The sequence below is a fragment of the Picosynechococcus sp. PCC 7002 genome (genome assembly GCF_963860125.1).
In the GTDB taxonomy this organism is placed as follows: Bacteria; Cyanobacteriota; Cyanobacteriia; order Cyanobacteriales; family MRBY01; genus MRBY01.
In genome coordinates this window covers 515933-539915 of record NZ_CAWLFA010000001.1, presented here as the reverse complement: position 1 = coordinate 539915, position 23983 = coordinate 515933, and the positions used below count along the sequence as shown (strand labels likewise).

23 protein-coding genes, 1 tRNA gene and 1 other RNA gene are annotated in these 23983 nt (G+C 49.8%); 12 read left to right on the top strand and 13 right to left on the bottom strand.

Annotated elements, in window-relative coordinates:
- The first annotated feature begins 88 nt into the window (after positions 1-88).
- Positions 89-1429, top strand: a complete 1341-nt coding sequence (locus AACQ84_RS02565; protein WP_012306139.1) for a nicotinate phosphoribosyltransferase — start codon at positions 89-91, stop codon at positions 1427-1429.
- On the opposite strand, the gene AACQ84_RS02560 is transcribed toward AACQ84_RS02565, so the two are convergent.
- Complete coding sequence (locus AACQ84_RS02560; protein WP_012306138.1) at positions 1426-2769, bottom strand: 16S rRNA (cytosine(967)-C(5))-methyltransferase; 1344 nt, start codon at positions 2767-2769, stop codon at positions 1426-1428. The two genes, AACQ84_RS02565 and AACQ84_RS02560, sit on opposite strands and share 4 nt — an antisense overlap.
- A 48-nt stretch (positions 2770-2817) precedes the next feature.
- Here AACQ84_RS02560 and AACQ84_RS02555 point away from each other — a divergent pair, with 48 nt between their 5' ends.
- Positions 2818-3546: an HAD family hydrolase gene (locus AACQ84_RS02555; protein ID WP_234991324.1), complete on the top strand. Its 729-nt coding sequence runs from the start codon at positions 2818-2820 to the stop codon at positions 3544-3546.
- A gap of 499 nt (positions 3547-4045) precedes the next feature.
- On the opposite strand, the gene AACQ84_RS02550 is transcribed toward AACQ84_RS02555, so the two are convergent.
- The 5 genes from AACQ84_RS02550 to pilM form a co-directional block, all read right to left on the bottom strand.
- A complete protein-coding gene (locus tag AACQ84_RS02550; RefSeq protein ID WP_012306136.1) occupies positions 4046-4630 on the bottom strand; it encodes a transposase in 585 nt (194 codons plus the stop codon).
- 79 nt (positions 4631-4709) lie between these two features.
- Positions 4710-7076, bottom strand: coding sequence for an AMIN domain-containing protein (locus AACQ84_RS02545; protein WP_012306135.1), 2367 nt, complete (start codon positions 7074-7076; stop codon positions 4710-4712).
- Between the two features lie 232 nt (positions 7077-7308).
- Positions 7309-8115, bottom strand: coding sequence for a hypothetical protein (locus tag AACQ84_RS02540; protein WP_012306134.1), 807 nt, complete (start codon positions 8113-8115; stop codon positions 7309-7311).
- 50 nt (positions 8116-8165) lie between these two features.
- Positions 8166-8897, bottom strand: a complete 732-nt coding sequence (locus tag AACQ84_RS02535; RefSeq protein WP_012306133.1) for a PilN domain-containing protein — start codon at positions 8895-8897, stop codon at positions 8166-8168.
- 4 nt (positions 8898-8901) lie between these two features.
- Positions 8902-10005: a type IV pilus assembly protein PilM gene (pilM, locus tag AACQ84_RS02530; RefSeq protein ID WP_012306132.1), complete on the bottom strand. Its 1104-nt coding sequence runs from the start codon at positions 10003-10005 to the stop codon at positions 8902-8904.
- Between the two features lie 212 nt (positions 10006-10217).
- Between pilM and AACQ84_RS02525 the strand changes: the two genes are divergently transcribed.
- The 4 genes from AACQ84_RS02525 (at position 10218) to AACQ84_RS02510 (ending at position 13492) form a co-directional block, all read left to right on the top strand.
- Complete coding sequence (locus AACQ84_RS02525) at positions 10218-11498, top strand: ABC transporter substrate-binding protein (RefSeq protein ID WP_012306131.1); 1281 nt, start codon at positions 10218-10220, stop codon at positions 11496-11498.
- A gap of 120 nt (positions 11499-11618) precedes the next feature.
- The gene (locus tag AACQ84_RS02520) at positions 11619-12062 is read left to right on the top strand and encodes a DUF3531 family protein (RefSeq protein ID WP_012306130.1); all 444 of its coding nucleotides are present in this window, start codon (positions 11619-11621) and stop codon (positions 12060-12062) included.
- On the top strand, positions 12055-12729 hold the full coding sequence (locus tag AACQ84_RS02515; protein ID WP_012306129.1) for a RibD family protein: 675 nt from the start codon (positions 12055-12057) through the stop codon (positions 12727-12729). Before AACQ84_RS02520 ends, AACQ84_RS02515 begins: the two co-directional genes overlap by 8 nt.
- 31 nt (positions 12730-12760) lie before the next feature.
- Positions 12761-13492: an ABC transporter ATP-binding protein gene (locus AACQ84_RS02510; RefSeq protein WP_012306128.1), complete on the top strand. Its 732-nt coding sequence runs from the start codon at positions 12761-12763 to the stop codon at positions 13490-13492.
- Between the two features lie 7 nt (positions 13493-13499).
- On the opposite strand, the gene AACQ84_RS02505 is transcribed toward AACQ84_RS02510, so the two are convergent.
- From AACQ84_RS02505 to pheS, 4 genes are all read right to left on the bottom strand, one after another.
- Complete coding sequence (locus tag AACQ84_RS02505) at positions 13500-14303, bottom strand: response regulator transcription factor (RefSeq protein ID WP_012306127.1); 804 nt, start codon at positions 14301-14303, stop codon at positions 13500-13502.
- 219 nt (positions 14304-14522) lie between these two features.
- The gene (locus tag AACQ84_RS02500) at positions 14523-14873 is read right to left on the bottom strand and encodes a DUF4870 domain-containing protein (RefSeq protein ID WP_012306126.1); all 351 of its coding nucleotides are present in this window, start codon (positions 14871-14873) and stop codon (positions 14523-14525) included.
- A gap of 96 nt (positions 14874-14969) precedes the next feature.
- Positions 14970-15521, bottom strand: a complete 552-nt coding sequence (locus AACQ84_RS02495) for a TM2 domain-containing protein (RefSeq protein WP_012306125.1) — start codon at positions 15519-15521, stop codon at positions 14970-14972.
- 90 nt (positions 15522-15611) lie between these two features.
- Positions 15612-16619 (bottom strand): phenylalanine--tRNA ligase subunit alpha, encoded by a 1008-nt coding sequence (gene pheS / locus AACQ84_RS02490; RefSeq protein WP_012306124.1) that lies wholly within the window; start codon positions 16617-16619, stop codon positions 15612-15614.
- Positions 16620-16718: 99 nt separating this feature from the next.
- Here pheS and surE point away from each other — a divergent pair, with 99 nt between their 5' ends.
- Entirely contained in the window at positions 16719-17552 is an 834-nt protein-coding gene (surE, locus tag AACQ84_RS02485; RefSeq protein ID WP_012306123.1) for a 5'/3'-nucleotidase SurE, read from the top strand.
- Positions 17553-17567: 15 nt separating this feature from the next.
- Here surE and AACQ84_RS02480 read toward each other — a convergent pair whose 3' ends face one another.
- A complete protein-coding gene (locus tag AACQ84_RS02480; protein ID WP_143589438.1) occupies positions 17568-19706 on the bottom strand; it encodes a DUF3769 domain-containing protein in 2139 nt (712 codons plus the stop codon).
- Between the two features lie 277 nt (positions 19707-19983).
- Here AACQ84_RS02480 and rplU point away from each other — a divergent pair, with 277 nt between their 5' ends.
- The 4 genes from rplU to rnpB all read left to right on the top strand — a co-directional run bounded on the left by rplU (position 19984) and on the right by rnpB (position 21858).
- Entirely contained in the window at positions 19984-20331 is a 348-nt protein-coding gene (gene rplU / locus AACQ84_RS02475) for a 50S ribosomal protein L21 (RefSeq protein WP_012306121.1), read from the top strand.
- A 71-nt stretch (positions 20332-20402) separates the two neighbouring features.
- Positions 20403-20669 (top strand): 50S ribosomal protein L27, encoded by a 267-nt coding sequence (rpmA, locus tag AACQ84_RS02470; RefSeq protein WP_012306120.1) that lies wholly within the window; start codon positions 20403-20405, stop codon positions 20667-20669.
- 142 nt (positions 20670-20811) lie between these two features.
- The gene (gene hisIE / locus AACQ84_RS02465; RefSeq protein ID WP_012306119.1) at positions 20812-21447 is read left to right on the top strand and encodes a bifunctional phosphoribosyl-AMP cyclohydrolase/phosphoribosyl-ATP diphosphatase HisIE; all 636 of its coding nucleotides are present in this window, start codon (positions 20812-20814) and stop codon (positions 21445-21447) included.
- 24 nt (positions 21448-21471) lie between these two features.
- Positions 21472-21858, top strand: an RNA gene (rnpB, locus tag AACQ84_RS02460) — RNase P RNA component class A.
- 23 nt (positions 21859-21881) lie between these two features.
- Here rnpB and rpaB read toward each other — a convergent pair.
- Positions 21882-22634: a response regulator transcription factor RpaB gene (rpaB, locus tag AACQ84_RS02455; RefSeq protein ID WP_030007099.1), complete on the bottom strand. Its 753-nt coding sequence runs from the start codon at positions 22632-22634 to the stop codon at positions 21882-21884.
- Positions 22635-22837: 203 nt separating this feature from the next.
- On the opposite strand from rpaB, the gene truB reads away from it, so the two are divergent.
- Positions 22838-23734: a tRNA pseudouridine(55) synthase TruB gene (truB, locus tag AACQ84_RS02450; RefSeq protein WP_041443755.1), complete on the top strand. Its 897-nt coding sequence runs from the start codon at positions 22838-22840 to the stop codon at positions 23732-23734.
- 104 nt (positions 23735-23838) lie between these two features.
- Here truB and AACQ84_RS02445 read toward each other — a convergent pair.
- A tRNA-Pro gene (locus AACQ84_RS02445) sits at positions 23839-23912 on the bottom strand.
- Positions 23913-23983: the final 71 nt, after the last annotated feature.

Here is a 23983-nt window from a genome sequence, read left to right as displayed (position 1 = left end):
CTTAACATTCACCCCCAAAAGCAGCCGATCCAGATTTTTTATTGTAAAATAAACACTAAATTAATTCATTGGAGGCGAAAGACGCACCATGGTTGGGAAAAATTTAGACATCACGGCCCAGGACTACAGTCTGTTAACGGATCTTTACCAACTCACCATGGCAGCCTGTTATGTGGGGGAAGGGCTGGCGGAGACCCCGGCTTGCTTTGAAATGTTTGCCCGTCGTTTGCCCGATGACTTTGGCTATCTGGTGGCGATGGGCCTGGAGCAGGTTTTAAGTTACCTAGAAGGATTACGGTTTACGGAGGCGCAAATTGACTATCTCCGCAGTACCGGGATTTTTGAGCAGGCCCCAGCCGCCTTTTGGGATTTACTCGCCACGGGTCGTTTTACAGGGGATCTTTGGGCCGTCCCAGAGGGAACCGTGATTTTTCCCCAGGAGCCGTTTTTGCGGATCGAAGCCCCCCTGTGGCAAGCCCAGATTATTGAAACGTTTCTGCTCAATGCCATCAATTACCAAACCCTAATTGCAACACGGGCGGCACGGATGCGTCACATTGCGGGCGATCGCCAATTATTAGAATTCGGCACAAGGCGGGCTTTTAGTCCCCAGGGGTCTACCTGGGCAGCGCGGGCGGCTTTGGCTGGCGGGTTAGATGCCACGTCCAATGTTTTAGCCGCACAACAGTTGGGGATTAAACCCGTGGGAACGATGGCCCATGCCTTGGTGATGGCGGTGGGCACCCTCGAAGGCTCGGAGGATGATGCGTTCCGGGCGTTTCACCGTTATTTTCCGGCGGCCCCTTTGCTCATTGATACCTACGACACCGTGGCGGCGGCGGAGCGTTTAGGTAAGGCGATTCAAACTGGCGAAACCCATCTGGCTGGCGTGCGCCTCGATTCGGGGGATTTATTAACCCTCTCCCAACAGGTGCGGCGACTGTTACCAACGACAGTGAAAATCTTTGCCAGTGGTGATCTCGATGAAGGGGAAATGGCACGACTCCAGGCCGCTGGGGCAACCATTGATGGCTATGGTTTGGGGACGAAATTGGTGACAGGCGACCCGGTTAATGGGGTTTACAAACTGGTGCAAATTGGCGATCGCCCCACGATGAAAAAGTCCAGCGGAAAAGCCACCTATCCGGGTTGTAAGCAGATTTTCCGCAATCTAGAGGCTGGCCGGGATCGCCTGGGTCTCGCCACTGAAGCCGCGCAATCAGGGGAAATGGCCTTGCTCGAAAAGGTGATGGCCCAGGGGAAACGCCTTACGCTCCCAGAAGATTTGGCAACCATTCGCCAACGAACGACGGCTAGCGTGCGTCAGCTTCCCGACAGGGTGAAACGCTTGACCCAGCCCGAAGTTTATCCTGTCAGCATTTCTGAATCCCTGCAAACCCTCACCGAGGCGATCGCCCAATCCCTCTAGGCAGGCCGTTGCAACTTCACCATAAAGAAACCATCCATGTCGTGGCGCTGGGGTAAGACCTGAATCCAACCCTGTTCCTGGGCGTAGGGAAAAGCGGGTAAATCTGGGCTGGGGGGGACAATCTGCCAGTCTGGGTGTTCCACGAGAAATTGGTTGGCGATCGCCTCATTTTCTGCCGGATTGAGGGTACAGGTGGCATAGACTAAATAGCCTCCCGGTTTGACCCAAGTGGCCCCCGTGGTGAGGAGTTCTCCTTGGAGTTGGGTCAGTTGCGCAATTTTTTGAGGGTTCTGTTGCCAACGGATATCGGGGCGTTTGTGGAGTGTCCCCAATCCCGAACAGGGCACATCCAGCAGTACCCGGTCGGCCATATTGCGAAACTGCGAATAGGTGCGACTGTCACCGATGAGGGTGCGGATCATCGAGAGTTTGAGGCGGCGGGCATTTTGCTCAATTTTATTAATGCGAGCTTGATATTTATCGCTGGCCCAGATGGTGCCGCGATCCTGCATTTTTTCGGCGATGTGGGTCGTTTTGCCGCCGGGCGCTGCACAGGCATCAATAATCACTTCCCCTGGTTGGGGATCGAGTAAGTGCGTTACCAACTGGGCGCTGGCATCCTGGATCGTCCACCAGCCTTCTTTGTAACCCGGCAAATCTTGAATTAAACCCCGTTTTTCCACCAGGCGCAGGGCATTGGGTAAATTGGCGATCGCCTCGGCTTTGACCCCTGCCTGGTTGAGCTTATCCTGGACAGCGGCGACATTCGCCCGGAGGGGATTTACCCGGAGATCCAGTTGGGCAGGCCGATTAAACCATTGACAAAGCTGTTCCGTTTCCTCCGCTCCAAATTGTTCAAGCCATTGTCCAATCAGCCATTCCGGAAAACTGTATTGCAAAGCTAGCCGCTCTGCCGCTGCCTCTGGTAACTGGAGCGGATCATGGCCTTTGTCCCGTTGCCGCAGATAACCGCGCAGACAGCCATTTACCACCCCTGCTAATTGGCCTAGCTTGTTGGTTTTTGCAATTTCAACGCTGGTATTGACCGCCGCCGAGGGGGGAATTTGATCTAAGTAACGCAGTTGGTACAAACCCAGTTGAAGGAGTACCCGTAGATCAGGCGGTTGTTGGTCAATGGGCTTTTTTCCTAGTTGGTCAATGATCGCATCGAGGGTTTTTTGGCGACGGACAGTACCATAGACTAATTCGGCAACTAAAGCGCGATCGCTCCCGGTGAGGTTACTTTTGTGGAGGACTCGATCAAGGGCCACATCGGTATAGGCGTTGTGGTACATGATTTGCCGGAGGGCGAGGAAGGCGAGTTGGCGGGCTGAAGACATTAAATCCGATAAAAACGTAGTAGGTTGATTATCCCCCATTGCTGACCTATGCTAGTCGCCATAAATTTTATCAACAGTGGTGCAATGGTCAGGTTAATTTCGGATTTTGATGGGGTGGTCGTAGATCTGTCGGAACGCTACTACCGTGTTTATCGCTGGCGGTTAACTCAAGTCGTAGAACCAGAGCAAACGTTATCCCCCTTAACAAAGGAGGAATTTTGGGCTTTAAAGCGACAAAAGACTTCCCAGACCGATATTGGTTTGCGGTCGGGTCTCCGGGAGGATCAGTTACCAGAGTTTAAGCGGCTCCGGGATGGCCATGTGCATCGACTGGAAAATATGGTGCACGATCGCCTGATTGAGGGTTCCTTAGAAGCATTGACGGCGGCCCAAAGTTGGGGCTGGGAAGTGATGACTGTTACCATGCGTCGTTACAGTGAACTGGACAAAATTTTGCAGCTTCATCCGGTTTTGCAGGATATTTTTCCGGGCGATCGCCGTTTTTGTTTACCCGACTCAACGGATCGCAACCAAGATTTTTATCAAAAGCCGTTACTCATGGGCGAAAGCCTCGCCCGACTGCGCCCCAAGGTGACCACTTGGATGGTAGGGGACACAGAAGCCGATATTCACTCAGCCCAGAGTCATAATATTCCTGTGATTGCAGTGTTATCGGGGATTCGCGATCGCCAATTATTGGCCGCCCACAACCCAGATTTCATTGTGGAAAATTTATGGGAAGCGGTGCAACTGATCCGAGAACAGGTCGCTAGTTAGCATCGGAAAAAAGCTATGTTATAATTTTGGCGCTTTATTGGGGCTGTGGCTCAGCAGGATAGAGCAAGCGCCTCCTGAATCTTTCGGGCAGCATGGATCGGAAACGCCATGGCTGAATGTGGTCAAATTCAAGGAAGCCTAAGTGATGAAAATTTCCATCATAGGGTAACCCTGAGCCAAGCCTTTCGGTGCCTCGCCGGAGGAAGGTGCAGAGACTAGCAGGTTGGTTTTGGGGCAAATTTTTTTGAGGATCTTGAATGCTAACGTTTGTAGCGAAAGGTCATCGCCAACCCAGCATAACGGCCACCACCTACGGAAACTGTAGGGATTTGGTAACCAAATCCTGGGTTCTAGGGTGAAGAGATAGTCCAGAGAGTTGGGGAAACCCACACCAATCTGAAGCGCTAGGTCGCCGGTTCGAATCCGGCCAGTCCCGTTTTTCCCGTAGGGATTTGGTCTCCAAATCCCATTATTATGAAATCCCCTGGCAACCAAATCCCTACCATTTCGATGGAATATTGGGGTGTAATTGGTCGGTGTGCCAATTGTAGGGATTATTTTCTATGTATTCTCTGAGGATATTGAGAGATTTTCCATTACGAATAATGTGCTCGTAATAGTTTTTTTGCCAAATTTTTGTCCCAACCAGACCGCGTTTTTGGTTGATTTTTTTCGTTGTTTGATATTTAAAATAGGCGATGATTTTGCCGAGGTTTGTTTTTTGTTCGTAAAAAGGGCGATCGCCTTTGTTGTGAATAGCGTTAAAAGCATCTTTTGGCGGTGGCACAGGGAAATCTGGCGTTTCAGGTTCGGTACAAATTAAGATGCAATGAAAATGATTGGGCATAATCACGGCGGCATCAATTTCTAGATTTTCAAAATGTCTAGGCAAATAATTCCAAACTTGTTCAACAATTTTTCCACACTCGTTTAAGTGCAAGATTTGATCCGTGATCGTGCCAAGTAAACATTCACGGGCCTGCACACAAATTGTCACAAAATATGCGCCTGACCGGTTGTAATCATAAGATTTCAAACGAATGGAGCGCCGATGATGAATTTGCGGATTATATTGATTTGCCATCGCAATAACCGTAGGGGTTTGGTTTCCAAATCCAAAATAATAGAAACTAAGGGCATGGGAACCAAGCCCCTACGGATGGTTAACGGGTTGGGAAACGAGCATTGTCTAGCATTTCACGGGCGGTTTCGCTAGGTTGATAGCCGTAACCCCACATCGCATTCTGAGAATCATCAATAACCTGAGGCGTGATGATAAAAAGTAGTTCACGACGCTCATTTGTTCTAGAACTGCTTCTAAACAAGGATCCGAGAATAGGAATATCACCTAAGATTGGGACTTTACTTGTGGTGGTAATATCTCGTTCATCAATCGCCCCAGCTAAAATAAGCGTTTGGTCGTCTCTAAGCCGCACAGAACCAGAATTCAGAATACTCTGACGTTTTAGTGTTAAGACATTTCTACTTGTACCAGCTTCAAAGACAACTTCTTCACTAGGCGCTGACACCTCAGGGGTAATATTAAGAGTTATAAAACCATTATCATCTATGTTTTCCACAGTGATTGGAACAAAAAGACCAACCTCAGCTAGAACTGGTTCAGGTAAGACATTAACGGCGTTATTGGTTCCATTATCGCTATCGGAATTCACACTGCCTGACACAATTTGAACACTGTTAATAATCTGTTCTGTAACCCTTAGTTCTCCTGTTTCATTCTCTTGGATAATTAAGGTTGGATCAGCGACAATTTTGGATGTTGTATTTCTCAAAAGACCAGCGACAAGGCTGCCAATAAAGTTAGTCCCTGAAGTTGTAGAGGGTACGATCGTTCCAATTCCTTCTTCAAAAGGTACTAAATCTAAAATTGGTGTGTTATTCGGACCCACTCCTACTTGGACTAATCTTTGCCCTATTGCAATAAGCTCATCTCCATCTTGCTCAATTCTAGTAGTTCCTGGTGGACCATCAAAAGAATCAATTACTTGACCTAGATTAATGTTTGCGCCTCCTCTCTCTACTGTGATGGAATCCGGATTAAATTCAGAGAAAAATTCAGAAGTTCTTGCTAAATCATTTGGAGAAAGAATAATTCCGTCTCCTGCACTAATTCCGACACGATCTTCAAGTAAGAGCTTAATATCAGAGGAAATAGAACGATTTCCAGTCAGCGTTACGTCGATAATTTTGACATTTACTGCCACTTGCCGCTGACGAGCATCTAACTGCTTAAGAAAATTACTGGCAATTTCAATAGTTTTGGGATCGCCACCCAAAGTAATTGTTTTTAGTCGTGCATCAGTCAGGATATCTAAACTACTAAATCGGGATAGTAAACCACGGGCAAGCTCCTCCTCTGTTGGGGTCTTGGAGCAAGTTCTTGTCACTTCTCTACTTACCGATGTGCTTTGAGTCCGAGATGTTGGGACATCGCCACTTTCCTCACTTAATGAAAAAGCTGATTCTGCTGTTTCTACCGTTCTTTCTTCGTTAATTGTTTCAGAAACTGTAGAATCACCAGTAATCAAGAAACAACGAGCTTCTTCGGGAGTGGCCTGATTCAACCGGAAGCTGCGGGTAATCCTGGGGGCGATCGCAAAGGGCAGATTTCTCCCGACAAAAATTGTGTTGCCATTTCTCACAGCATTGAGGTCACCAAGCATTAAGACGTAGTTAAAGACATCTTGCACAGGCGCATTTTGCATATCTAAAGAGACAGTGACAGGTGGCGCTTCACCTTCCCCGGCAGGTGCTTTTACATCATTGCCCACAACAATATTGAGACCGGAAGCGCGGGCCAACAGAGACATCACATCCTCAATGGGAGCTTCCTTCAGTACGAGACGGGGGACAACCGCATTTGTTTGTAGATTCACATAGCTAGGCAGGGTCGTATCAATTGTCGAAACCGCAATATCCCCCACTGGTGGCGCACTGGCCCTCGGTAAAAACGGTGGGATAGGGGCCGTCGGTTGGAGAAAATTATTTTGATTGTTATTGCTGGGGGCACTCTGGGCCAACAAGGTCGGTTCAATGACTGTGGAGGGCTCTGTGACCTGGGCCGTTTCTGTCGTGTCTGCTGTCGAGGTGGTCACATTGAGCAAAATGCTGTTGTTATCCTGGCTGAGGATTTCCCCTTTTGGTGCTGCCACTTCCCCTAAGGCGACGATTTTGACATTGCCTGGAGCCGACTCCATCACCTCGATGCGCTCAATCCCAGGTAAAGGATTATCTTGGCTGAAAATATCCTGTCCATTACCGAGATCTAGCCGTGCATTGGCAATTTCTGCGATGAGTACCCGGTCTTTTTGGGTCGTCGAAACCTGGGGCTTCTCACCAGACAGATTTGCACTCTCTGGCGCAAGACTGAGAGCGAGCTCTAGGTTGCCATCCCCTGGCCGTACCGCCAGTTCCCGTACTTGTATATTTGCTGCCTGGGCTGGGGTAACTAAAACTGTTGTAGAAGCAACGACACCAGCGACGACTCCGGAATAGGACTTGATATTCACGACAGAAAATCTCCACACACACTAATTAAATGTAATCGAAAAACCGAAATGAATCCCGCTTGAAATTAACAATAATTTTAAAAAACAACCCTAAAAATCCAAAATAATTAGCAATTTAAAATAAGTTTTGCTAATGATGTCTTCAGAAATTTGTTTTGAAACCAAAATTAATGGTTTCTATGCCGCTAGTTTACCTCCCTATCTCCTCAGCAAATTGTTTTGACCTCGAAACCTAGCCACCATTCTCTGCGGGTTGTTCCTCTTGACCTTCTTCTCCCTCGGCTGGGGCGGCCTCTGCAGCTAATTCTGCTTGTCGGGCGGCTAGCTCTTCCGGGGTCGGGGCAATGAGGGCATCCACCACAAAGGAAACCCCTAGCTGGGCTTGGGTTTGTGTTACCAAACGGCCATTTTCGTAGCGGAATGTCGCTGGTTCGGCCACCGTCGTCGAAAAATTACGCAATACCAACAACGGCTGCAACACATCGATGCTCGTGAGCATGGACTCTGCTTCTGTGTAGGTCATATTATCGAAGCTGACGTTAAAGGTTTGGTATTTCAGCTTATTTTGGGCAGCTTCACCGTAAGTAGCGGCATCGGTAATAAATTCGGGTTTAGGCGGTGTAGGCTCGTAGCTCGTTAGTTGTACATTGCTGGCTGTGAGGATCCGGTTGAAATCGAGCAAAAAAGTCTGCATTTGCTTGTCTTGACCATAGGCATTGAGAATTTCGGTGGCAATCCGTTGCTCGTTGGCCAATTCCGCCTCGCGCTGGGCGATTTGCTCTTGGATATTCCCGGCGCCTTTTTCTTGTAACTCTGCTTGTTTTGTCTGGAGTTCCTGTTCGAGGGTGCTGATTTCCCCTTGGATGGGCCGAACGAGAAACCACCACAGTCCGGCGCTGGCCCCAATACCGGCGATCGCCAACATCGTCCCTAAAACTTTTGAAGTGAACTGAATCCCAAAGGCTTCAAAAAAGCCCTGTTCCTGACCAACCATGGTCATTTCCGTCATCGTTTGCCGGAACTCTTCTGCGTATGTCATCGGTTGTTGCTCCTCCTCACAGTGTTGATGAATATCGAGATCGTTAAATCCTAAAAGCTACTCCGCAAGCGTTCGGCCATCCCCCGTGCCCCCTGGCTGTCTAGGGTGCGAATCACCTCTGCATCGGTGAGGTCATTGAGGGAGATTGATACCGTATAATCCACCACCTGGGGCATGCTAAAAGAAGCAACGGGCCGCGGAAAATCCACCTGGGCAGTAGTAATCGGGTTATCGACTAAATTTGCACTGACAATATAGATTTCTTCCCCTTGCAGCAAAGGCGATTCCGGCAGGTTGAGAACAAAATCATTCACTTCATTAAAAGTGCGTGCGTTACCCCGTACCAACACTTGATTATCCGACTGCTCGAAGGAGGTGATCTTGAGACCGGGTGGGGTTAAATCACCCACTTCCTGCAAAATGGCCGACCAGGGCTTAATCCTCGTTTGCAGCACATCTACAAAGGCTTGGCTTTGGGATTTATAGGTATCAATTTCTTGTTGAATTTGCTGTAATCTTGCCTGCTGGGCATTGGCTCCCTGGAGCTGTTGATCGACAACGGCAATCTCTTCTTGGATGTTCGCTTTTTCACGACTTTGCTGGAACCATAACAGACCCACCACCGCCAAGGCCGCCGCAGTGACCGCCCCACCGATAATTAGTGGCTTTGGCTCTTGGCCCGGAATCACCCCAGGTTTGCTCACCAGACGATCGGCGATCGCCATCGAAGAATCCTTGGTTAAACCGCGGTCTTTCAGAAAATTAATATCTAAACCGTACATGACCCTATGCCTCCCGTAGTCCTAAACCCAGTGCAGTGCCCAAGGATGGTCGTTGCACCTTGGAAATTTCTTCATCAACGTCAATAGATAGCGCCTCAAACGGATCAATTTGAATCGTCGGAATGCTAAGACGCTGCGTAAAAAATTCATCCAGTTGACTAATCCCCCCACCGGGGCCAGCTAACATCAATTGGGCCACTTCCAACTCACCACTCTGGTTGAGATAAAAATCAATGGAACGGCGCAGTTCGTCGGTCAATTCACCTAAAACGCGCAGGAGGGCCGCCATCCCAGGATTAATGCCCGTTGCACCAGTACGAGCTCCCTCCATCGGTGTGTTGGGAATGGTCATCCCCTGCAGAAGTTCAATATCGCGGGGGGCAGGTAAATTCATGGCGCGGGATAGGGCATTTTGCAATTGTGAAGCACCAATGGGCACTGTCCGGGAAAATTGCGGCACCCCATCGACCACAATGGCAATTTCGGTACAGTCAAACTCAATATCGACTAAAACCACCGCTTCCTGGGAACTAAACTGCCGCAGTTGCTCGCGAATCGTCCGGAGGAGGGCAAAACTATTAATCTCGAGGATATTTATCTCTAGCCCCGCCTGGACAATGGTCTCCACATAGGCGTCGGTCACTTCCCGCCGGGTGGCCACCAAGAGGACTTGTACCTTTTCAATGCCATCTTCATCTTGGAAAAACCCAAGCTTTTGGTAATCGAGATCTACTTCTTCGCGGGGGTAGGGCAGATAGAGGCTCGCTTCGTGGTTGAGGACCATATCCCGCAGTTCGGCATCATCGAGTTCTGCGGGGATCGGGATCAGGCGAATAATGGCCTCCCGCATGGGCACGGCGGCGGTAACCTGTTTGGCGCTGATGTTGTTGGCGCTGAGGGTATTTTGGATCAGCTCGGCGAGGGCCGGAACATCGACAATTTTTCCTTCTTCAAAAATGCCTTCGGGTACGGGTTCGGTGATGTAGGTTGCCAGCTTATAGACCTGTCCCTGTTTTTTGAGTTGGACAATGTTCAAGCGTTCCGTTGAGATCTCGATGCCAATCCCTTTACGCTTTGGTTTGAAGATATTTTTGAAAAAATCTAGCATAGGAAAATGTTCCGAAAGGATGACCTATGGAGCCATCGGTGCTAACCACCCATACCCCGGTTGCTATTAAATTTAGCTCAGTTTGCCGAAAGTAAATAACAATCGCAAAAAAGGGAGCAATTTTGCCCCAGAAGCTGTCTGGATAATGGCATGATCTGAAGGTCAATTCAATGTGAGTGATCACTGCGGCTGAAATTGGGAGAAAAGTTTTTATGTTTAATGGTCTCAAAGGGCTACGGCGTGGGCTGTTTGTGGGGGTGAGTTTGGTGGCGATCGCCGCTTGTCAACAGGTACCTGGTGGCAATGGCAACACCCCAGAAACGGTCGAATTTTGGACAATGCAATTGCAACCAAAGTTTACAGACTATTTCAATGAATTAATTACGGCCTTTGAAACCGAAAATGCGGCAGAGACGGTGCGCTGGGTGGATGTCCCTTGGTCAGCGATGGAAAGTAAAATTTTGACGGCGGTCTCGGCCCGCACGGCCCCGGATGTGGTGAACCTCAATCCTAATTTCGCTTCCCAGTTGGCCAGTCGTGATGCTTGGTTAGTGCTGGATGATCGTCTGACGCCAGAATTGCGCGATCGCTATTTGCCGAAAATTTGGCAGGCCAATCAAATCAACGGCCAAACCTTTGGTATTCCCTGGTATCTCACGACTCGTATTAGCTTTTATAACGAAGATTTATTTGCCGAGGCGGGCATCGATGCGCCCCCCAGCACCTACACAGAGTTGGCGATCGCTGCCCAAACCATAAAAGAAACAACTGGGAAATATGCCTTTTTCGTTACCTTCGTTCCTGGTGACTCCAATGAAGTTCTGGAGTCCTTGGTGCAGATGGGGGTCACCCTGGTTAATGCGGATGGCTCTGCGGGTTTTAATACCCCCGAAGGCATTGCCGCTTTCCAGTATTGGGTTGATCTGTATCAGGCGGAGTTATTACCTCCGGAGGTGCTGACCCAGGGCCATAGCCACGGCATTGAACTCTACCAAGCTGGGGAAACGGCGATCGCCAACACTTCCCCCGAATTTATCAACACCATCCAGCAGAACGCGCCCCAAATTGCGGTGGTATCCGTCCCAGCGCCCCAAATCACCGGAGAAACAGGTAAGAAGAACGTTGCCGTAATGAACCTTGTGATCCCCAAAGATAGCGACGATCCAGAGGCTGCCCTCGATTTTGCCCTCTTTGTCACCAATACTGAAAATCAACTTGCCTTTGCTGAAGCCGCCAATGTTTTGCCCTCTACCCAGGCCGCAGTGGAACAGTACATTGCGAAACTCGCCACCAGCGCCGCCACTGATAGCCTCAGTTTGGCCCGGAAAATTAGTGCCGAACAACTGGCGGATGCCGAAATTTTGATCCCCGCCCAGGAGAATCTCACGGAACTGCAAAAGCTTATCTACGAAAATCTCCAAGCAGCGATGCTCGACCAAAAGACAGTCCCCCAGGCGGTGGCTGATGCGGCAGCAGCCTGGAATGCCCTTTAACTATCCCAAGAGGGAATTCACCCTCCGCCCTTTGGGCACCTCCCTCCAGGGAGGATGTTTCTTGGTTTTTTGCAAAACGTTTATACTGACATTTCTCAAGCCCTATTATCCACAAACAATATGGAAGTCCAATTTCGCGAATTTTCCCCCTTCGACCTCTGGATTTGGTTGGAGTTTGACCATGTGCCTTCGGAAACAGAAAAACAATATGTCGAAGAGCTATTCGACTCTTGGTTTTACATCGGGAAATTAGGGGGATTTAACGCGGAGAATCTCCAGATCCAAGAAACTGGGGTAGATATTAGCTACCTCACCTACGACGAAGACCAAGCGGATAATGCGCTGATGGCCCCAATGCACAATAAAGGGGACTTTGAATATGAGGGCATTTGGGGACGCTGTTGGTTTGATTTGGGGACGAGTGATCTCATCTCCTTAGATGTCTTGGTCAATGCCCTGAAGCAGTTAAGCAAGGATTTTGTGGATCTGCGCCGGATTGTGGTGGGGGGCGAAAATGAAGATTGGCCCATCGAACGGGACGAAGCTGACAGTTGGTATGCATAGGCAGCGACCCCTGGTAACAGCGATCGCCGCCATGAGTGCCGACGGTAAAATTGCCGATTACAGTGGCGCTCCAGCGCGGTTTCCTTCGGCCCAGGATAAGGCTCACTTGGAACGGTTAATTGCCCAGATGGATGCGGTGATGTTTGGGGCCAATACCCTCCGCGCCTATGGCACAAGTCTCCCGATTGGCGATCGCCACCTATTGCAACAACGCCAAGACCGCCACCAACCGCCCCAACCGATCCACTTTGTTTGTTCTGGCTCCGGCAATCTTCCCCAGGATTTACCTTTTTTTCGGCAGCCCCTCCGCCGGGGTCTTTTAACCGCTCCCGAACAACTCCCCCGGTGGGCGGAATTTCCGGGCTTTGAGCAAATTATTGCTTTAGATTCAGCCGGAGCATGGCAACCAACTCTCACGGAACTGAGGCAACGGGGGATTGAAAAGTTGGGCCTGTTGGGAGGGGGAAACCTCATCGCCAGCTTCGCGGAGCAGGGCTGCTTGGATGAACTGTGGCTAACGGTTTGTCCTGTTTTACTCGGCGGAACAGCGGCTCCTACCCCCATGGCAGGCAATGGTTTTTTACAGACGGCGGGCTTGACCCTCGAACTTCTGGAATATGAGGCGATCGCCTCGGAATTATTTCTCCATTACCGCATGAAACAATAACAGCAGCACTCTGTACTCTGGCACCTTATCCATGGCGATTTTAACGGTTGAACAACTCACCCTTACCCTTGGGCCTCGGGATATTCTCCGGGATATTTCCTTTGCCCTAGAGCCAGGCGATCGCCTAGTGCTGGTGGGGCCATCGGGCTCCGGAAAAACGACCCTCCTTCACTGTCTCAATCAACTCCAGAGTCCCACCACAGGCCGCCTCACCTTCCAAGGTCAGCCCTACAGCGCCTATAATCCCGTTGTTCTGCGGCAACACATTGCCCTCGTCCCCCAGGAGGCCCGCCTTCTGGCCATGACCGTCAAAGATGCCCTATGGTACCCACTCCAGTTACGGAAACAATCGGCTCCAACCATCCGCAACCATTGGCAACAGTGGCAAGATCAACTGGATATCCCCCTAGAATGGCTTGATCGCCACGAAGCACTCCTGTCCGGCGGCCAAAAACAATGGGTGGCGATCGCCAGGGCACTCCTCTGCCAACCCCAAGTTCTTCTCCTAGACGAACCCACCGCCGCCCTAGATTTAGGTCGCATTCAAACCTTAGTTGCGCTGTTGTTGAAATATCAGGCCCAATCCAATATCCCTTTGGTTATTTCTACCCATAACCTCGACTTTGCCCAGCAACTCGCAACAAAATTGATTTACCTCGACCAAGGTCAAATCCAGCACCACCACCACAATCACTCCATTCCTTGGTCAGTCATCCAGCAAACCCTCCAAAGTCGTCAATCCACCAATAGCGAACCTTGGTGACGACCCTCTAACCTTGATTAACCAGCTCACGAATGGAGGTCCGGGTTTTGAGTTTTGGGTGGCTTGGGCGAGCCGGCGTCGGCGAGGGTTCTAAGGTTGCATTATTGCCATTGCCGAGACCAGACCCAATCCCATCGAGATTGAAGCGATAGCCTACATTACGTACCGTTTGAATCAAATTGGGCTGGCGGGGGTCCTGTTCAATTTTTTTCCGCAGGGATAATACATGGGTGTCGATGGTACGGGGGTTATCAATGGCATCTGGCCATGCCCGCCGCAATAATTCTGAGCGACTGAGGGGTTCCCCGTTGGCCTGGGCGAGCACATACAACAAACTAAATTCTTGGGGCGTTAAATCGATGTACAGACCTCGGAATTGTACCCGCCGCTGCACGAGATCAATGCGCAATTCACCATAATCAAGTTGGAGGGGAGCACTCACTGCCCTAATCCGCCGCGTCAAGGCTTCTACCCGTGCTAAAAGCTCTTGCATCCCGAAGGGCTTCGTTAAATAATCATCAGCCCCGGCCTTTAACCCTGCCACAACATCTTTTTCTGTATTTTTGGCCGACAGGATGAGAATGATGGCCTGGGTATTTTGGCGCAACCAACGGCAGAGTTCGAGGCCATCACCGTCCGGTAATTCCGAGTCTAGTAGCACCAAGGCAGGCATGTGCTGTTCAAAGACACGCCGCGACTGGTTGAGATTTGCTGCTTGGTAAATGGCATAGTTGGCTTGTTGAAGATGCCACCCAAGCAATGATCTCAAGTGGGGATTTCCTTCGATGATGGCAACAGAGATTAAAGTCACGATGGTTTGACTTCCTTGCGATTGTTGCTCCTACGTTAACAAAGTTAATGTCAACAGATTGTAACCGTGGTTACGTCTTAACTGTTTCTTTGGACTCGATTAATTGCCACAAATCACAATCTTAAAAGTTCACCTAAATGGATCATGTATCTTAATGATTATTTAAGCTGAACTTGATAACAAAAGGCAAAAGAACGAAGTCAACCATCGTCATTTTAGTTACAGAATATGGATGATAAAAGGGTAGCGATATTCTGTTGCTGGACTACCCAAGATTTTTAAAATCGCCAAAATTGGCATCACAAAGCTCAGGAGCAGTAGGGGAATGGCTAGGATGATTGCAATGGGAATCAGGATTACGGTAGCCGCGCAAAAACCGGCGATCGCCCAACCCACCCAGAGGTTTAGGTGGAGATTGAGAGATTCTCGTGCATTGGCTTTAACGACGGGGTCTTCACTGATGACGAGTAAGACAAGGGGAATTAAGACGGAAAGAAAAAAATAGTTAATAAAAATGGCTCCGTGGCAAAGACTCGAAAGCAGTTTTCTTTTATCGGGATCAAAGGTCATCGCTTAAATTCTCCTAACTTGAGTAAAGTTGTATTTTTTAAATGAAGGTTAAATGGTTGTTATGAATGTTACGTTTTGCGAGCACGAAGACATCCATTAGTTGTCTAAACGATAAACAATTTTGCCATCGGTGGCGCGATTCGTCACTTGCAAAAATTCTGCCCGCACTAAATTTTCTAGGTGGGATTCGAGGATATTTCTTGGAACTTCTTCAATTTCAAGGAAGCAGTCTAGAAGGGTAACTTCGCCTTTGGTCTGACAAAATTTAAGGATGCGACGATCGAGGGCTTCTTTGGCAATGTTTTGATCGACAGGTGTGTCTGGGGCCAAACTGGGAGTCACATTTTGCTGATTGGCGGCGATCGCCTGATCCCCAATATTCACAATCACCTGGGGGGGGATCGCGTCACGGGTTAAGCGTTTAGACTCGTATCCCATAAGGGCTTTGGTGTTGTACTTTTTGTCAAAATCATCCTGGGACATACTAACCAACACGATTGCTTCGACAAAGCCGACAATGGTGGGAATGTAAGTCCAGAAAAAAATAGCGTAAATAATCCCCCAGCCGATTTCCCCCAGATAGAATTTATGCCCCCCCACACCACCTAGGAAAAAGGCTAACACTGCGGCTGTACTTTTCTGTCTCATGCAGGGTTCTTGGTCATACTAAGCGGACATTGGCAATCAACCAGGCGATCGCCTTTCCCCACTATTGTAGAAACCCTAGTCGAAAACGGCCTAGAACTGACGCAAAAAGCGCAGATCACTGTTATACAAACGGCGAATATCGTCCAGCTTGTGTAGAACCATGGCAAAGCGTTCTACCCCTAGCCCAGCGGCGAAGCCCGTATAAACTTCTGGGTCGTAGCCGACAGCTTTGAGGACATTGGGGTCCACCATGCCACAACCCATCACCTCCAGCCATTTACCCTGCCATTTCACATCCACTTCGGCGGAAGGTTCAGTGAAGGGGAAGTAGCTGGCCCGGAAGGTCACCTCTAGGTCTTCGCCGAACATCTGCCGCAAAAATTCCTTGAGGGTGCCTTTTAGGTCGGTGAATTTCAAATTTTTATCAATTGCCAGGAGTTCAATCTGATGGAACACGGCGGAGTGGGTCGCATCGACGGTATCGCGACGGTAAACCCGGCCCGGGGCAACGATCCTTAAAGGGGGTTCGTTTTGCTCCATGTGGCGAATCTGCACTGAGGAAGTATGGGTGCGCAATAGGCGATCGCCCGGCAGATAAAATGTATCCTGCATATCCCGCGCTGGGTGGTCAGCAGGGGTATTGAGTGCCTCAAAGTTGTAATAGTCTGTCTCAATTTGGGGGCCTTCAGCGACGGTGTAGCCCAGGCCCACAAAAATATCTAAAACCCGATCAATGGTGCTCTGGAGCGGGTGCATTTTCCCCAGGGGACGCCCCACACCGGGCATGGTGACATCGAGAGTTTCGGCCTTGAGTTGGGCTTCGATCTTCGCTTTCTGGAGAGTTTCAAGCTTGGTATCAAGAGCCCCCTGGAGGACTTCTTTAACTTGGTTGGCGATCGCCCCGATTTTTGGCCGTTCTTCAGCGGAGAGTTTGCCCATGCCCCGGAGGATTTGGGACAGTTGACCCTTCTTGCCGAGGTAGTTGACCCGCAATTTTTCGAGGGCGTCGAGATCTGTCGCCGTGGCGATCGCGTCGGTGGCTTCCTGTTGGAGCGTTTGCAAATCAGATTCGATTTGGGTCAAAGTAGAAGTGGTCATGCCAAAAAGAGTGCGACTAAACTTGTTTCGATGGTGAAGACCCTAACAGTTTAAACCGTCCTTGATCATAAAAAAACGTCAATTTTTCACCAGGAACCCATGACACCTGCTACGCCGCTGAATTTATTAATCAGTAATGATGATGGCATCTCCGCCCTGGGGATCCGTACCCTCGCCAATACCCTTGCCGAAGCAGGTCACCAGGTCACCGTCGTTTGTCCTGACCGGGAACGCTCTGCCACGGGGCACGGTTTAACGCTCCACCGCCCGATCCGCACTGAAATTGTCGAAGGGATTTTTGATCCCCGTGTCACCGCCTGGAGCTGCTCTGGGACACCATCGGACTGTGTCAAATTTGCCCTCAGTGCTGTCCTCAAGGAACGCCCTGATTTTGTCCTCTCTGGCATTAACCACGGCTCTAATTTGGGAACAGATGTGCTTTATTCGGGGACGGTTTCGGCGGCGATGGAAGGGTTATTAGAAGGTATTCACAGCATTGCCCTAAGCCTGGCGGACTATACCAGCCACAATTTTCAACCTGCCGCTGATTTCGCAGTCAAGCTTCTCTGTCAGCTGATGGAAAAACGTCCCCACTGGGCGATCGCCAACCAAGATGCGCCAGTTTTGTTGAATATTAATGTGCCCAACCTAGAAAAAGAAAAGCTTGCGGGGGTAAAAATTACACGTCAGGGGTTGCGCCGTTACATTGAGCAATTTCAGAAGCGTCAAGATCCGCGCGGCAAAACCTATTACTGGCTTTCTGGGGAAGTGATCGAAGAATTACCCCAACCGGATGAGCCGAATATTCCCCTAGATTTTCCGACCGATGTCCAGGCGATCGCCGCTGGCTATATCACCATCACGCCTTTGCAGTACATCATGAATGACCTGCACCGCATCCAGACCCTCGCCCAGGAGGATTGGCAGATCTAAGCTCTGTGAATTTCGTTAAGGTGTGACCCCATCGCTGACGGGCCGAATTTCCTCGTTGGTAAACGGATCTGTGGAGCCGTTCCAATTAAAACTATTGATCGTAATATTCACCGAACCAATTTCAAGGACGGGATTGTAGCGCAACAGCACACCGTGGGTCCGCCGACTATATTCAAGGAAATAATCGGTGCTAATCGCTTCTTCGCTGTCGAGGTTGATCGCCGTCTGGAAACCCACCCGAAAGGGGCCATAGAGTTGTTGGGTCAGGCCGAATTCGAGGGTACGTTGGTCAACGGCCCGGTCAAAGAGAAACGGCGATAGTTCATCACTGAGGACGCTATTGGTGTAGCTCAGATTAAAACCCGTATAGTCGAAACTGTTCCCGGCAAAGCGGCCAAATTGTCCTTCGATACCAATTTTCCCCCGGAGGGAATTTTGGCGATCGCCATTGCTATAAACCCCCGCTACCCCCTGTAACCCCGTCACCAGAGAAACATAGGGAACAATGGGCCTCGGACTGTATCGTAAGCCCTCAAAGCGAGTCGGCGGCAACGGTTCACTGCTCCAGAGAGGGAAACGATGGTCGAGGTTAAAGGAGCCTTGGTAACGGGTGAGGTTCACTTGGTCTTCGCTGACCCCAGGTTCCAACAAGTCTGGGCGGTCGGTATCGGCTTCGATATTCTGCACGCTGGCCTGAAAATCCACCTCAAAGCCGGAATCTCCCAAAATATAGCGGGGCGATCGCAGCACAATGCCAAAGCTCCGCTGTACTCGCTGGAAGCCGAGGGAACCATTAAAAAGGCGATCGCGGTAGTTAAATTCCTGGCTAAGACGAAAGGGATTATCTAAATTGCCAAGCTGTTGTTCTAGGCGAAAATTCAACTCGAGTTTATCTTCAAAATTATCCAGCTTGAGATTCTCTAAAGAACCCCGTGCCGCAAATGACACCCGTGGATTGAAGCGATAGTCAAATTCACTGGTCACCGCAAATAGCCCAGGGGCCAAGATTTCCCCTGCATCATCATCGTTGGTTTCTGCGAGGATCGTATCCGGGAACCAAGCCTTCTGGAGGAGGTATTGGGGGGTCACTGTCCAGCGACCCTGGGCACTGCGATAGAGAGAAAATCGCCGCTGCAGAAATAAACCGCCTTTTTCCTCATCATCAAATCCAAAGGACACCTGGCTAAAAATGCCCTCGGATTCGCCAAAGCGAAAGGTCCGCGGAAATACAGGTAAAGAAACGTTGTTATCAATGACGAGGCGGGTCTTGGTGGTGACGAGCTCGTCGTTAAATTCGTCTACTTTTTGGTAAGTGGCCGTGTCTGCCACCAACTGCAGTTCCGGTGGCGAAAAGGGATCATTGGTAATGCTGATATTTTTAGCTTCCCAGCGATCGCCGACAAATTCCACCGATTCAGCTTGGAAACGCACCCGATTAATGACGTTCGTTTGAGTATCAATGTCACGGGTGCCAATGTCACGCCCACTGCCCAGGACAAAACTAATCCCTTCTTCGCCCATGACCTCTGTGGCTGGTTGATTGAGCAAAAGCCGTTCGTTTAAAAGCACGGCTGGATTGCTACTGACCCCAAAACGCGTGGGTCGCACTCCCAAGTCTTGGTTTAAGGTCGTTTGGGAAATTTCCCCTTCTGCCTGTTGGATCTGGCCGCGATTTTGTACAAAAAAATAGGTAAATTGTTCACCCCGTAAAATCTGTTGTCCCCGACGTAGGGCGACATCTCCCCTGGCGATCGCCAATTTGCTGTTGAGATTAATCTGGAGTTGATCGGCGCTGAGAACGGCTTCCTGAAAGCGGACGACCACATTTCCCATGGCTGTCACCACCTGGGTTTGCTCGTTATATTCCTGGCGATCGCTGATTACTTCGAGCACCGCTGGCGGAGTAGGAACTGCCTCGACATCCAGGGCTTCCTCGGTTGGATTTGCTTCTAAGGAAAATTGCTGCTGCTGGCCAGTACGGTCTTGAATTTGAATTTCGCCATAGTTCATTTCCCCTTCTAGCTCAATTTCCTGGGCCGCTACTCCCCCCGGTAATTGCGCCACCGGTGAGCCTTGGCCCGTCTGCATCAACGGCTCTGCCACCACAGGCATCACAGCACAATTCAATGTACAAAGGACGGCGATCGCAGACATAACAGTACTCACCTGCAAAGGAAATTACACAAAATCTATCCTAATCCCTAAATTCAGCACCACACGTAATTTTATTTTTTGGGGAAGTTATTTTGTAATGTGCCGGGATTTGACGAAACCCACAAATTAAATCTATATTAGATGATTGTGTCTTTATATCCTGCTCGGATCAGGTGACACAGTAAAAATGCGATCGCCAGCCTTAACTTTGTGAAGCAAACAGACTTAAGCGCGATTGCTACCTGTACGGCAACCCTATAGAAAAATTACTATTTTTATGAGCTACGCAATTATTGAAACCGGCGGCAAGCAGGTTCGTGTTGAGCCCGGTCGTTTCTACGATATCGAAAGACTCGATGTGGACGTTGATGGCAACCACACCATTGAGAAAGTGCTTTTGATCAGCGATGACAATGGCGTCACCGTCGGTCAACCCTACATCGACGGCGCAACCGTTGAAGGGACTGTTGTTGATCAGCGCCGGGCTAAGAAGGTGCTGGTTTACAAAATGCTGCCCAAGAAGAAAACCCGTAAAAAGCGCGGTCACCGTCAATACTTCACCCGCTTCATGATCGATAGCATCAAAGTTGGTGGCAATGTTGTTGCGGCCAAAGCAGACGCCTAAATCCCCCCAACAGTCGGCAATAGTTCACTGTTACAATAAATCCCTAGATTTCTAGCAACTGGAGAATCCCCATGGCACATAAGAAAGGTACTGGTAGTACGAGAAACGGCCGCGACTCCCGCGCCCAAAGACTCGGTGTAAAACGCTATGGTGGCCAAACCGTGACCACTGGCAGCATCCTCGTCCGTCAACGGGGCACCAAAGTTCACCCCGGCAATAATGTTGGTCGTGGTGGCGATGACACCCTGTTTGCCCTTGTCGATGGCATCGTTAAGTTCGAGCACTACAAGCGTGGCCGCCGTAAGGTCAGTGTTTACCCCGCAGACGCTTCTGCTTAAGTTTTTTAGCAAACGTTTCTGAAGAATTGGGGAACAAAACCCCACCGTTTATACTGGGAAAGCTCAATAATTGGGCTTTCTTTTTTATTGGCATTCATTGCCCCAATTAGTCGTTATTTTTTAGAGATTGGAGATCGTCAAAATGAGTTTACGTGGTGCTATCCCACTGGATCAGGTGCGTTTCAATGAGCAGGGATTGGTGCCGGCGATCGCCCAAGATTATCTTGATGGCACCGTGCTGATGTTGGCCTGGATGAACCAAGCATCCCTAGAAAAAACCATGGACACGGGAGAAGCTTGGTATTGGAGTCGTTCCCGCCAAGAGCTATGGCACAAAGGGGCCACCTCCGGACACATTCAAAAGGTACAATCCCTCCGCTACGATTGCGATAGTGATGCGATTTTAATGTCCATTGAGCAGATTGGTGATATTGCTTGCCACACGGGGGAACGGAGCTGTTTCCACCAACTGGATCACAGTAAATCTGCACCCCCAGCGGATACCCTCTCAGAAGTTTTTAACGTTATCCGCGATCGCCGGGACAATCCCCAAGTGGGTTCCTATACTAATAGCCTCTTTGAAGCAGGGGATAATAAAATCCTCAAGAAAATCGGCGAAGAAGCCGCCGAAGTGGTGATGGCCTGCAAAGACGATGACAAAGACGACATCGCCGGGGAAGTGGCCGATCTGTTTTATCACTCCCTCGTGGCGATCGCCCACCATGGCGTAGAACTGCGGGATGTTTATAAAAAGCTCCAAGATAGACGCCGGAAATAAAATACCGCTACACTAACTATTAGGAGAGTTAGCGCGGCAGTTGCAGGGTTGACATTGAGATCAGCTCTGAGGAAAGTCCGGGCTCCCCAAAGACCAAACTTGCTGGGTAACGCCCAGTGCGCGTGAGCGTGAGGATAGTGCCACAGAAACATACCGCCGAAGCTTAGCATTAGGTTCGCCTAATCTATCTGGTAAGGGTGCAAAGGTGCGGTAAGAGCGCACCAGCAGTATCGTGAGGTGCTGGCTCGGTAAACCCCGGTTGGGAGCAAGGACGGTGGGATGATGGTTGGTCTTTTTCCGATCCCATAATTTGGAGTGCCGCTGGAGGTGGCTGGTAACAGTCATCCTAGATAGATAACTGCCCTTTTGCGCTGCAAGAGAACAGAACCCGGCTTATGTCTAACTCTCCTGAGCTTTTTTTGAAATCAACTCCACTACGATGCCGCCATAGAAGAAGATACATTCGCGGCGATCGCCACTGGCAGTTTCCGAAACAGATAGCCTGTGCCCCGTTCTGTAATGATAAATTCTGGCTGGCGTGGATCCTGCTCAATCTTCGAGCGCAGGCGCGATACATGGACATCCACCACCCGCAAATCACTGTGGCGGCGGGGCACATAACCCCAGATCGCCGTCAAAATATCCGTGCGGCTTAGGGGTTGTCCCGCTTGGTTCACGAGCAATTCCAGCAAATTAAATTCAATGTGGGTTAACCGCAGGGGCTTATTATTTTGGGTCACCTTGCGGCGATTCGTATCAATCACTAGGTTGGCCGTCCGTAAAATACCCGCTTCCTCCGTGGGGGGCAGCGTTTTTTGGGTGCGCCGCAAAATACATTGGATCCGCACCTCCAATTCCTTGGGCGAAAATGGTTTGATCAAATAATCATCGGCCCCAAAGCGCAATCCCGTAATCCGGTCGGCCACATCCCCAAGGGCCGTCAACATGATGATCGGTGTACTAGATTCGCGGCGAATTTCTTGGCAGACGTAATACCCATCGCGCTTGGGCATCATCACATCCAGGATGACTAAATCAGGATCTTCACGCCAAAAAATGTCGAGGGCTTCATCACCATCGGCAGCAGTGATAATGTCGTAGCCAATCATGGATAAACGAGTTTGTAAGATACGACGTACGGCGATTTCGTCATCGACTACGAGGATGGTTGCCTTGTTGTCTACCACGATGGACGGGACTCCTTGTTGCAACGGTGGGATTTCTTAGAAATGATTCTTTACATTTCGTTACAAGAAGTATAGCAAGATCCTTTTTGTCGTGCCAAGCCAAGATAGGGCAAAATACAAAGGCTCATTGTCATTGGTGACGGAAAAAAGGGGGCCATTTGAATCAGCAACGGACAGGATCAGCCTTTAGCGGGTGGGGCTTTATTAACTTGCAAAAACCGGCTGGCTGGACTTCCCATGATTGTGTTGGGAAACTGCGGCGGCTTCTGGGCCTCAAAAAGATTGGCCATGGTGGTACCCTCGATCCGATGGCCACGGGGGTTTTGCCTATTGCGGTGGGTAAGGCAACGCGTCTTTTGCAATATCTGCCGAAACAAAAAAGTTATCAAGGGATTGTCCGCTTTGGGGTCAAGACAACCACGGATGACCTAGAAGGGGAAGTAATCACCCAAAAAGCTTGTAGTACCTTAACTTTGGCGGAGATTCAACGGGTTTTACCGGACTTTTTCGGTACTATCACCCAAATTCCCCCAGCCTTTAGCGCGATCCAGCGGGATGGCAAACGATTATATGAGCTGGCTCGCCAAGGCATTGCGGTGGATGTGCCTAGTCGTCAGGTAGAAATTTATGATTTACAAATTAAAGCGTGGCAACCGGGGGATTTCCCGGAACTAACCCTAGAGATTTGCTGTGGGGAAGGAACTTACATTCGGGCGATCGCCAGGGATCTCGGTGAACGGTTGGGGGTCGGAGCCACCTTAGCGGGTTTAACGCGGACTCGCAGTGGCGGTTTTGACCTAGAGGAGAGTATTAGCCTAGAAGACATTGCCGCCCAGCGGGAAACGGGAGTATTTGCTTGCCTCGAGCCGGATCAAGCTTTGGCCCATTTGCCAGCTGTCGTTCTGAATGAAGCCCAAGTAACCCAGTGGAGTTATGGGCAAAAAATTAGTTGGGATGTGGCCTTGGCTGATCCCCTGGGGGAACCTCTGGCTGTCTATGACCAGGCCCATAACTGTCTCGGTGTGGGTGAGTTTCGTCCCAGTAAAGATAATCCGCATGAACGGGTTTTGGCGGGGCGAGTAGTCTTAATCGGTCGCTAGGCGATCGCCTGTGATTTCTTTTCCCAAAAACGATTTCCAGAAACGAAAAAAACCTCCGGATCATCCAGAGGTCTTTCGAGGGTGATGATTAGATTTTTTTCGTATCGGAACGGCGGGATTTGAACCCACGACCCCCACTACCCCAAAGTGGTGCGCTACCAAGCTGCGCTACGTCCCGTTTTGTCAACAGTATTACATTCTAGGGGATGTTTTGGGAAATGACAAGACTTTTGTCCCGAAAAAAGGCGA

Coding starts and splice junctions, on each gene's coding strand:
- AACQ84_RS02550 (WP_012306136.1), bottom strand. CDS start 4,630: ATGGCAAATCAATATAATCCGCAAATTCATCATCGGCGCTCCATTCGT.
- AACQ84_RS02555 (WP_234991324.1), top strand. CDS start 2,818: ATGCTAGTCGCCATAAATTTTATCAACAGTGGTGCAATGGTCAGGTTA.
- AACQ84_RS02565 (WP_012306139.1), top strand. CDS start 89: ATGGTTGGGAAAAATTTAGACATCACGGCCCAGGACTACAGTCTGTTA.
- hisIE (WP_012306119.1), top strand. CDS start 20,812: ATGAGTTTACGTGGTGCTATCCCACTGGATCAGGTGCGTTTCAATGAG.
- AACQ84_RS02500 (WP_012306126.1), bottom strand. CDS start 14,873: ATGACCTTTGATCCCGATAAAAGAAAACTGCTTTCGAGTCTTTGCCAC.
- AACQ84_RS02510 (WP_012306128.1), top strand. CDS start 12,761: ATGGCGATTTTAACGGTTGAACAACTCACCCTTACCCTTGGGCCTCGG.
- pilM (WP_012306132.1), bottom strand. CDS start 10,005: ATGCTAGATTTTTTCAAAAATATCTTCAAACCAAAGCGTAAAGGGATT.
- AACQ84_RS02525 (WP_012306131.1), top strand. CDS start 10,218: ATGTTTAATGGTCTCAAAGGGCTACGGCGTGGGCTGTTTGTGGGGGTG.
- pheS (WP_012306124.1), bottom strand. CDS start 16,619: ATGACCACTTCTACTTTGACCCAAATCGAATCTGATTTGCAAACGCTC.
- AACQ84_RS02495 (WP_012306125.1), bottom strand. CDS start 15,521: ATGAGACAGAAAAGTACAGCCGCAGTGTTAGCCTTTTTCCTAGGTGGT.
- AACQ84_RS02535 (WP_012306133.1), bottom strand. CDS start 8,897: ATGTACGGTTTAGATATTAATTTTCTGAAAGACCGCGGTTTAACCAAG.
- AACQ84_RS02480 (WP_143589438.1), bottom strand. CDS start 19,706: ATGTCTGCGATCGCCGTCCTTTGTACATTGAATTGTGCTGTGATGCCT.
- surE (WP_012306123.1), top strand. CDS start 16,719: ATGACACCTGCTACGCCGCTGAATTTATTAATCAGTAATGATGATGGC.
- AACQ84_RS02515 (WP_012306129.1), top strand. CDS start 12,055: ATGCATAGGCAGCGACCCCTGGTAACAGCGATCGCCGCCATGAGTGCC.
- AACQ84_RS02560 (WP_012306138.1), bottom strand. CDS start 2,769: ATGTCTTCAGCCCGCCAACTCGCCTTCCTCGCCCTCCGGCAAATCATG.
- AACQ84_RS02540 (WP_012306134.1), bottom strand. CDS start 8,115: ATGACATACGCAGAAGAGTTCCGGCAAACGATGACGGAAATGACCATG.
- AACQ84_RS02520 (WP_012306130.1), top strand. CDS start 11,619: ATGGAAGTCCAATTTCGCGAATTTTCCCCCTTCGACCTCTGGATTTGG.
- rpmA (WP_012306120.1), top strand. CDS start 20,403: ATGGCACATAAGAAAGGTACTGGTAGTACGAGAAACGGCCGCGACTCC.
- rplU (WP_012306121.1), top strand. CDS start 19,984: ATGAGCTACGCAATTATTGAAACCGGCGGCAAGCAGGTTCGTGTTGAG.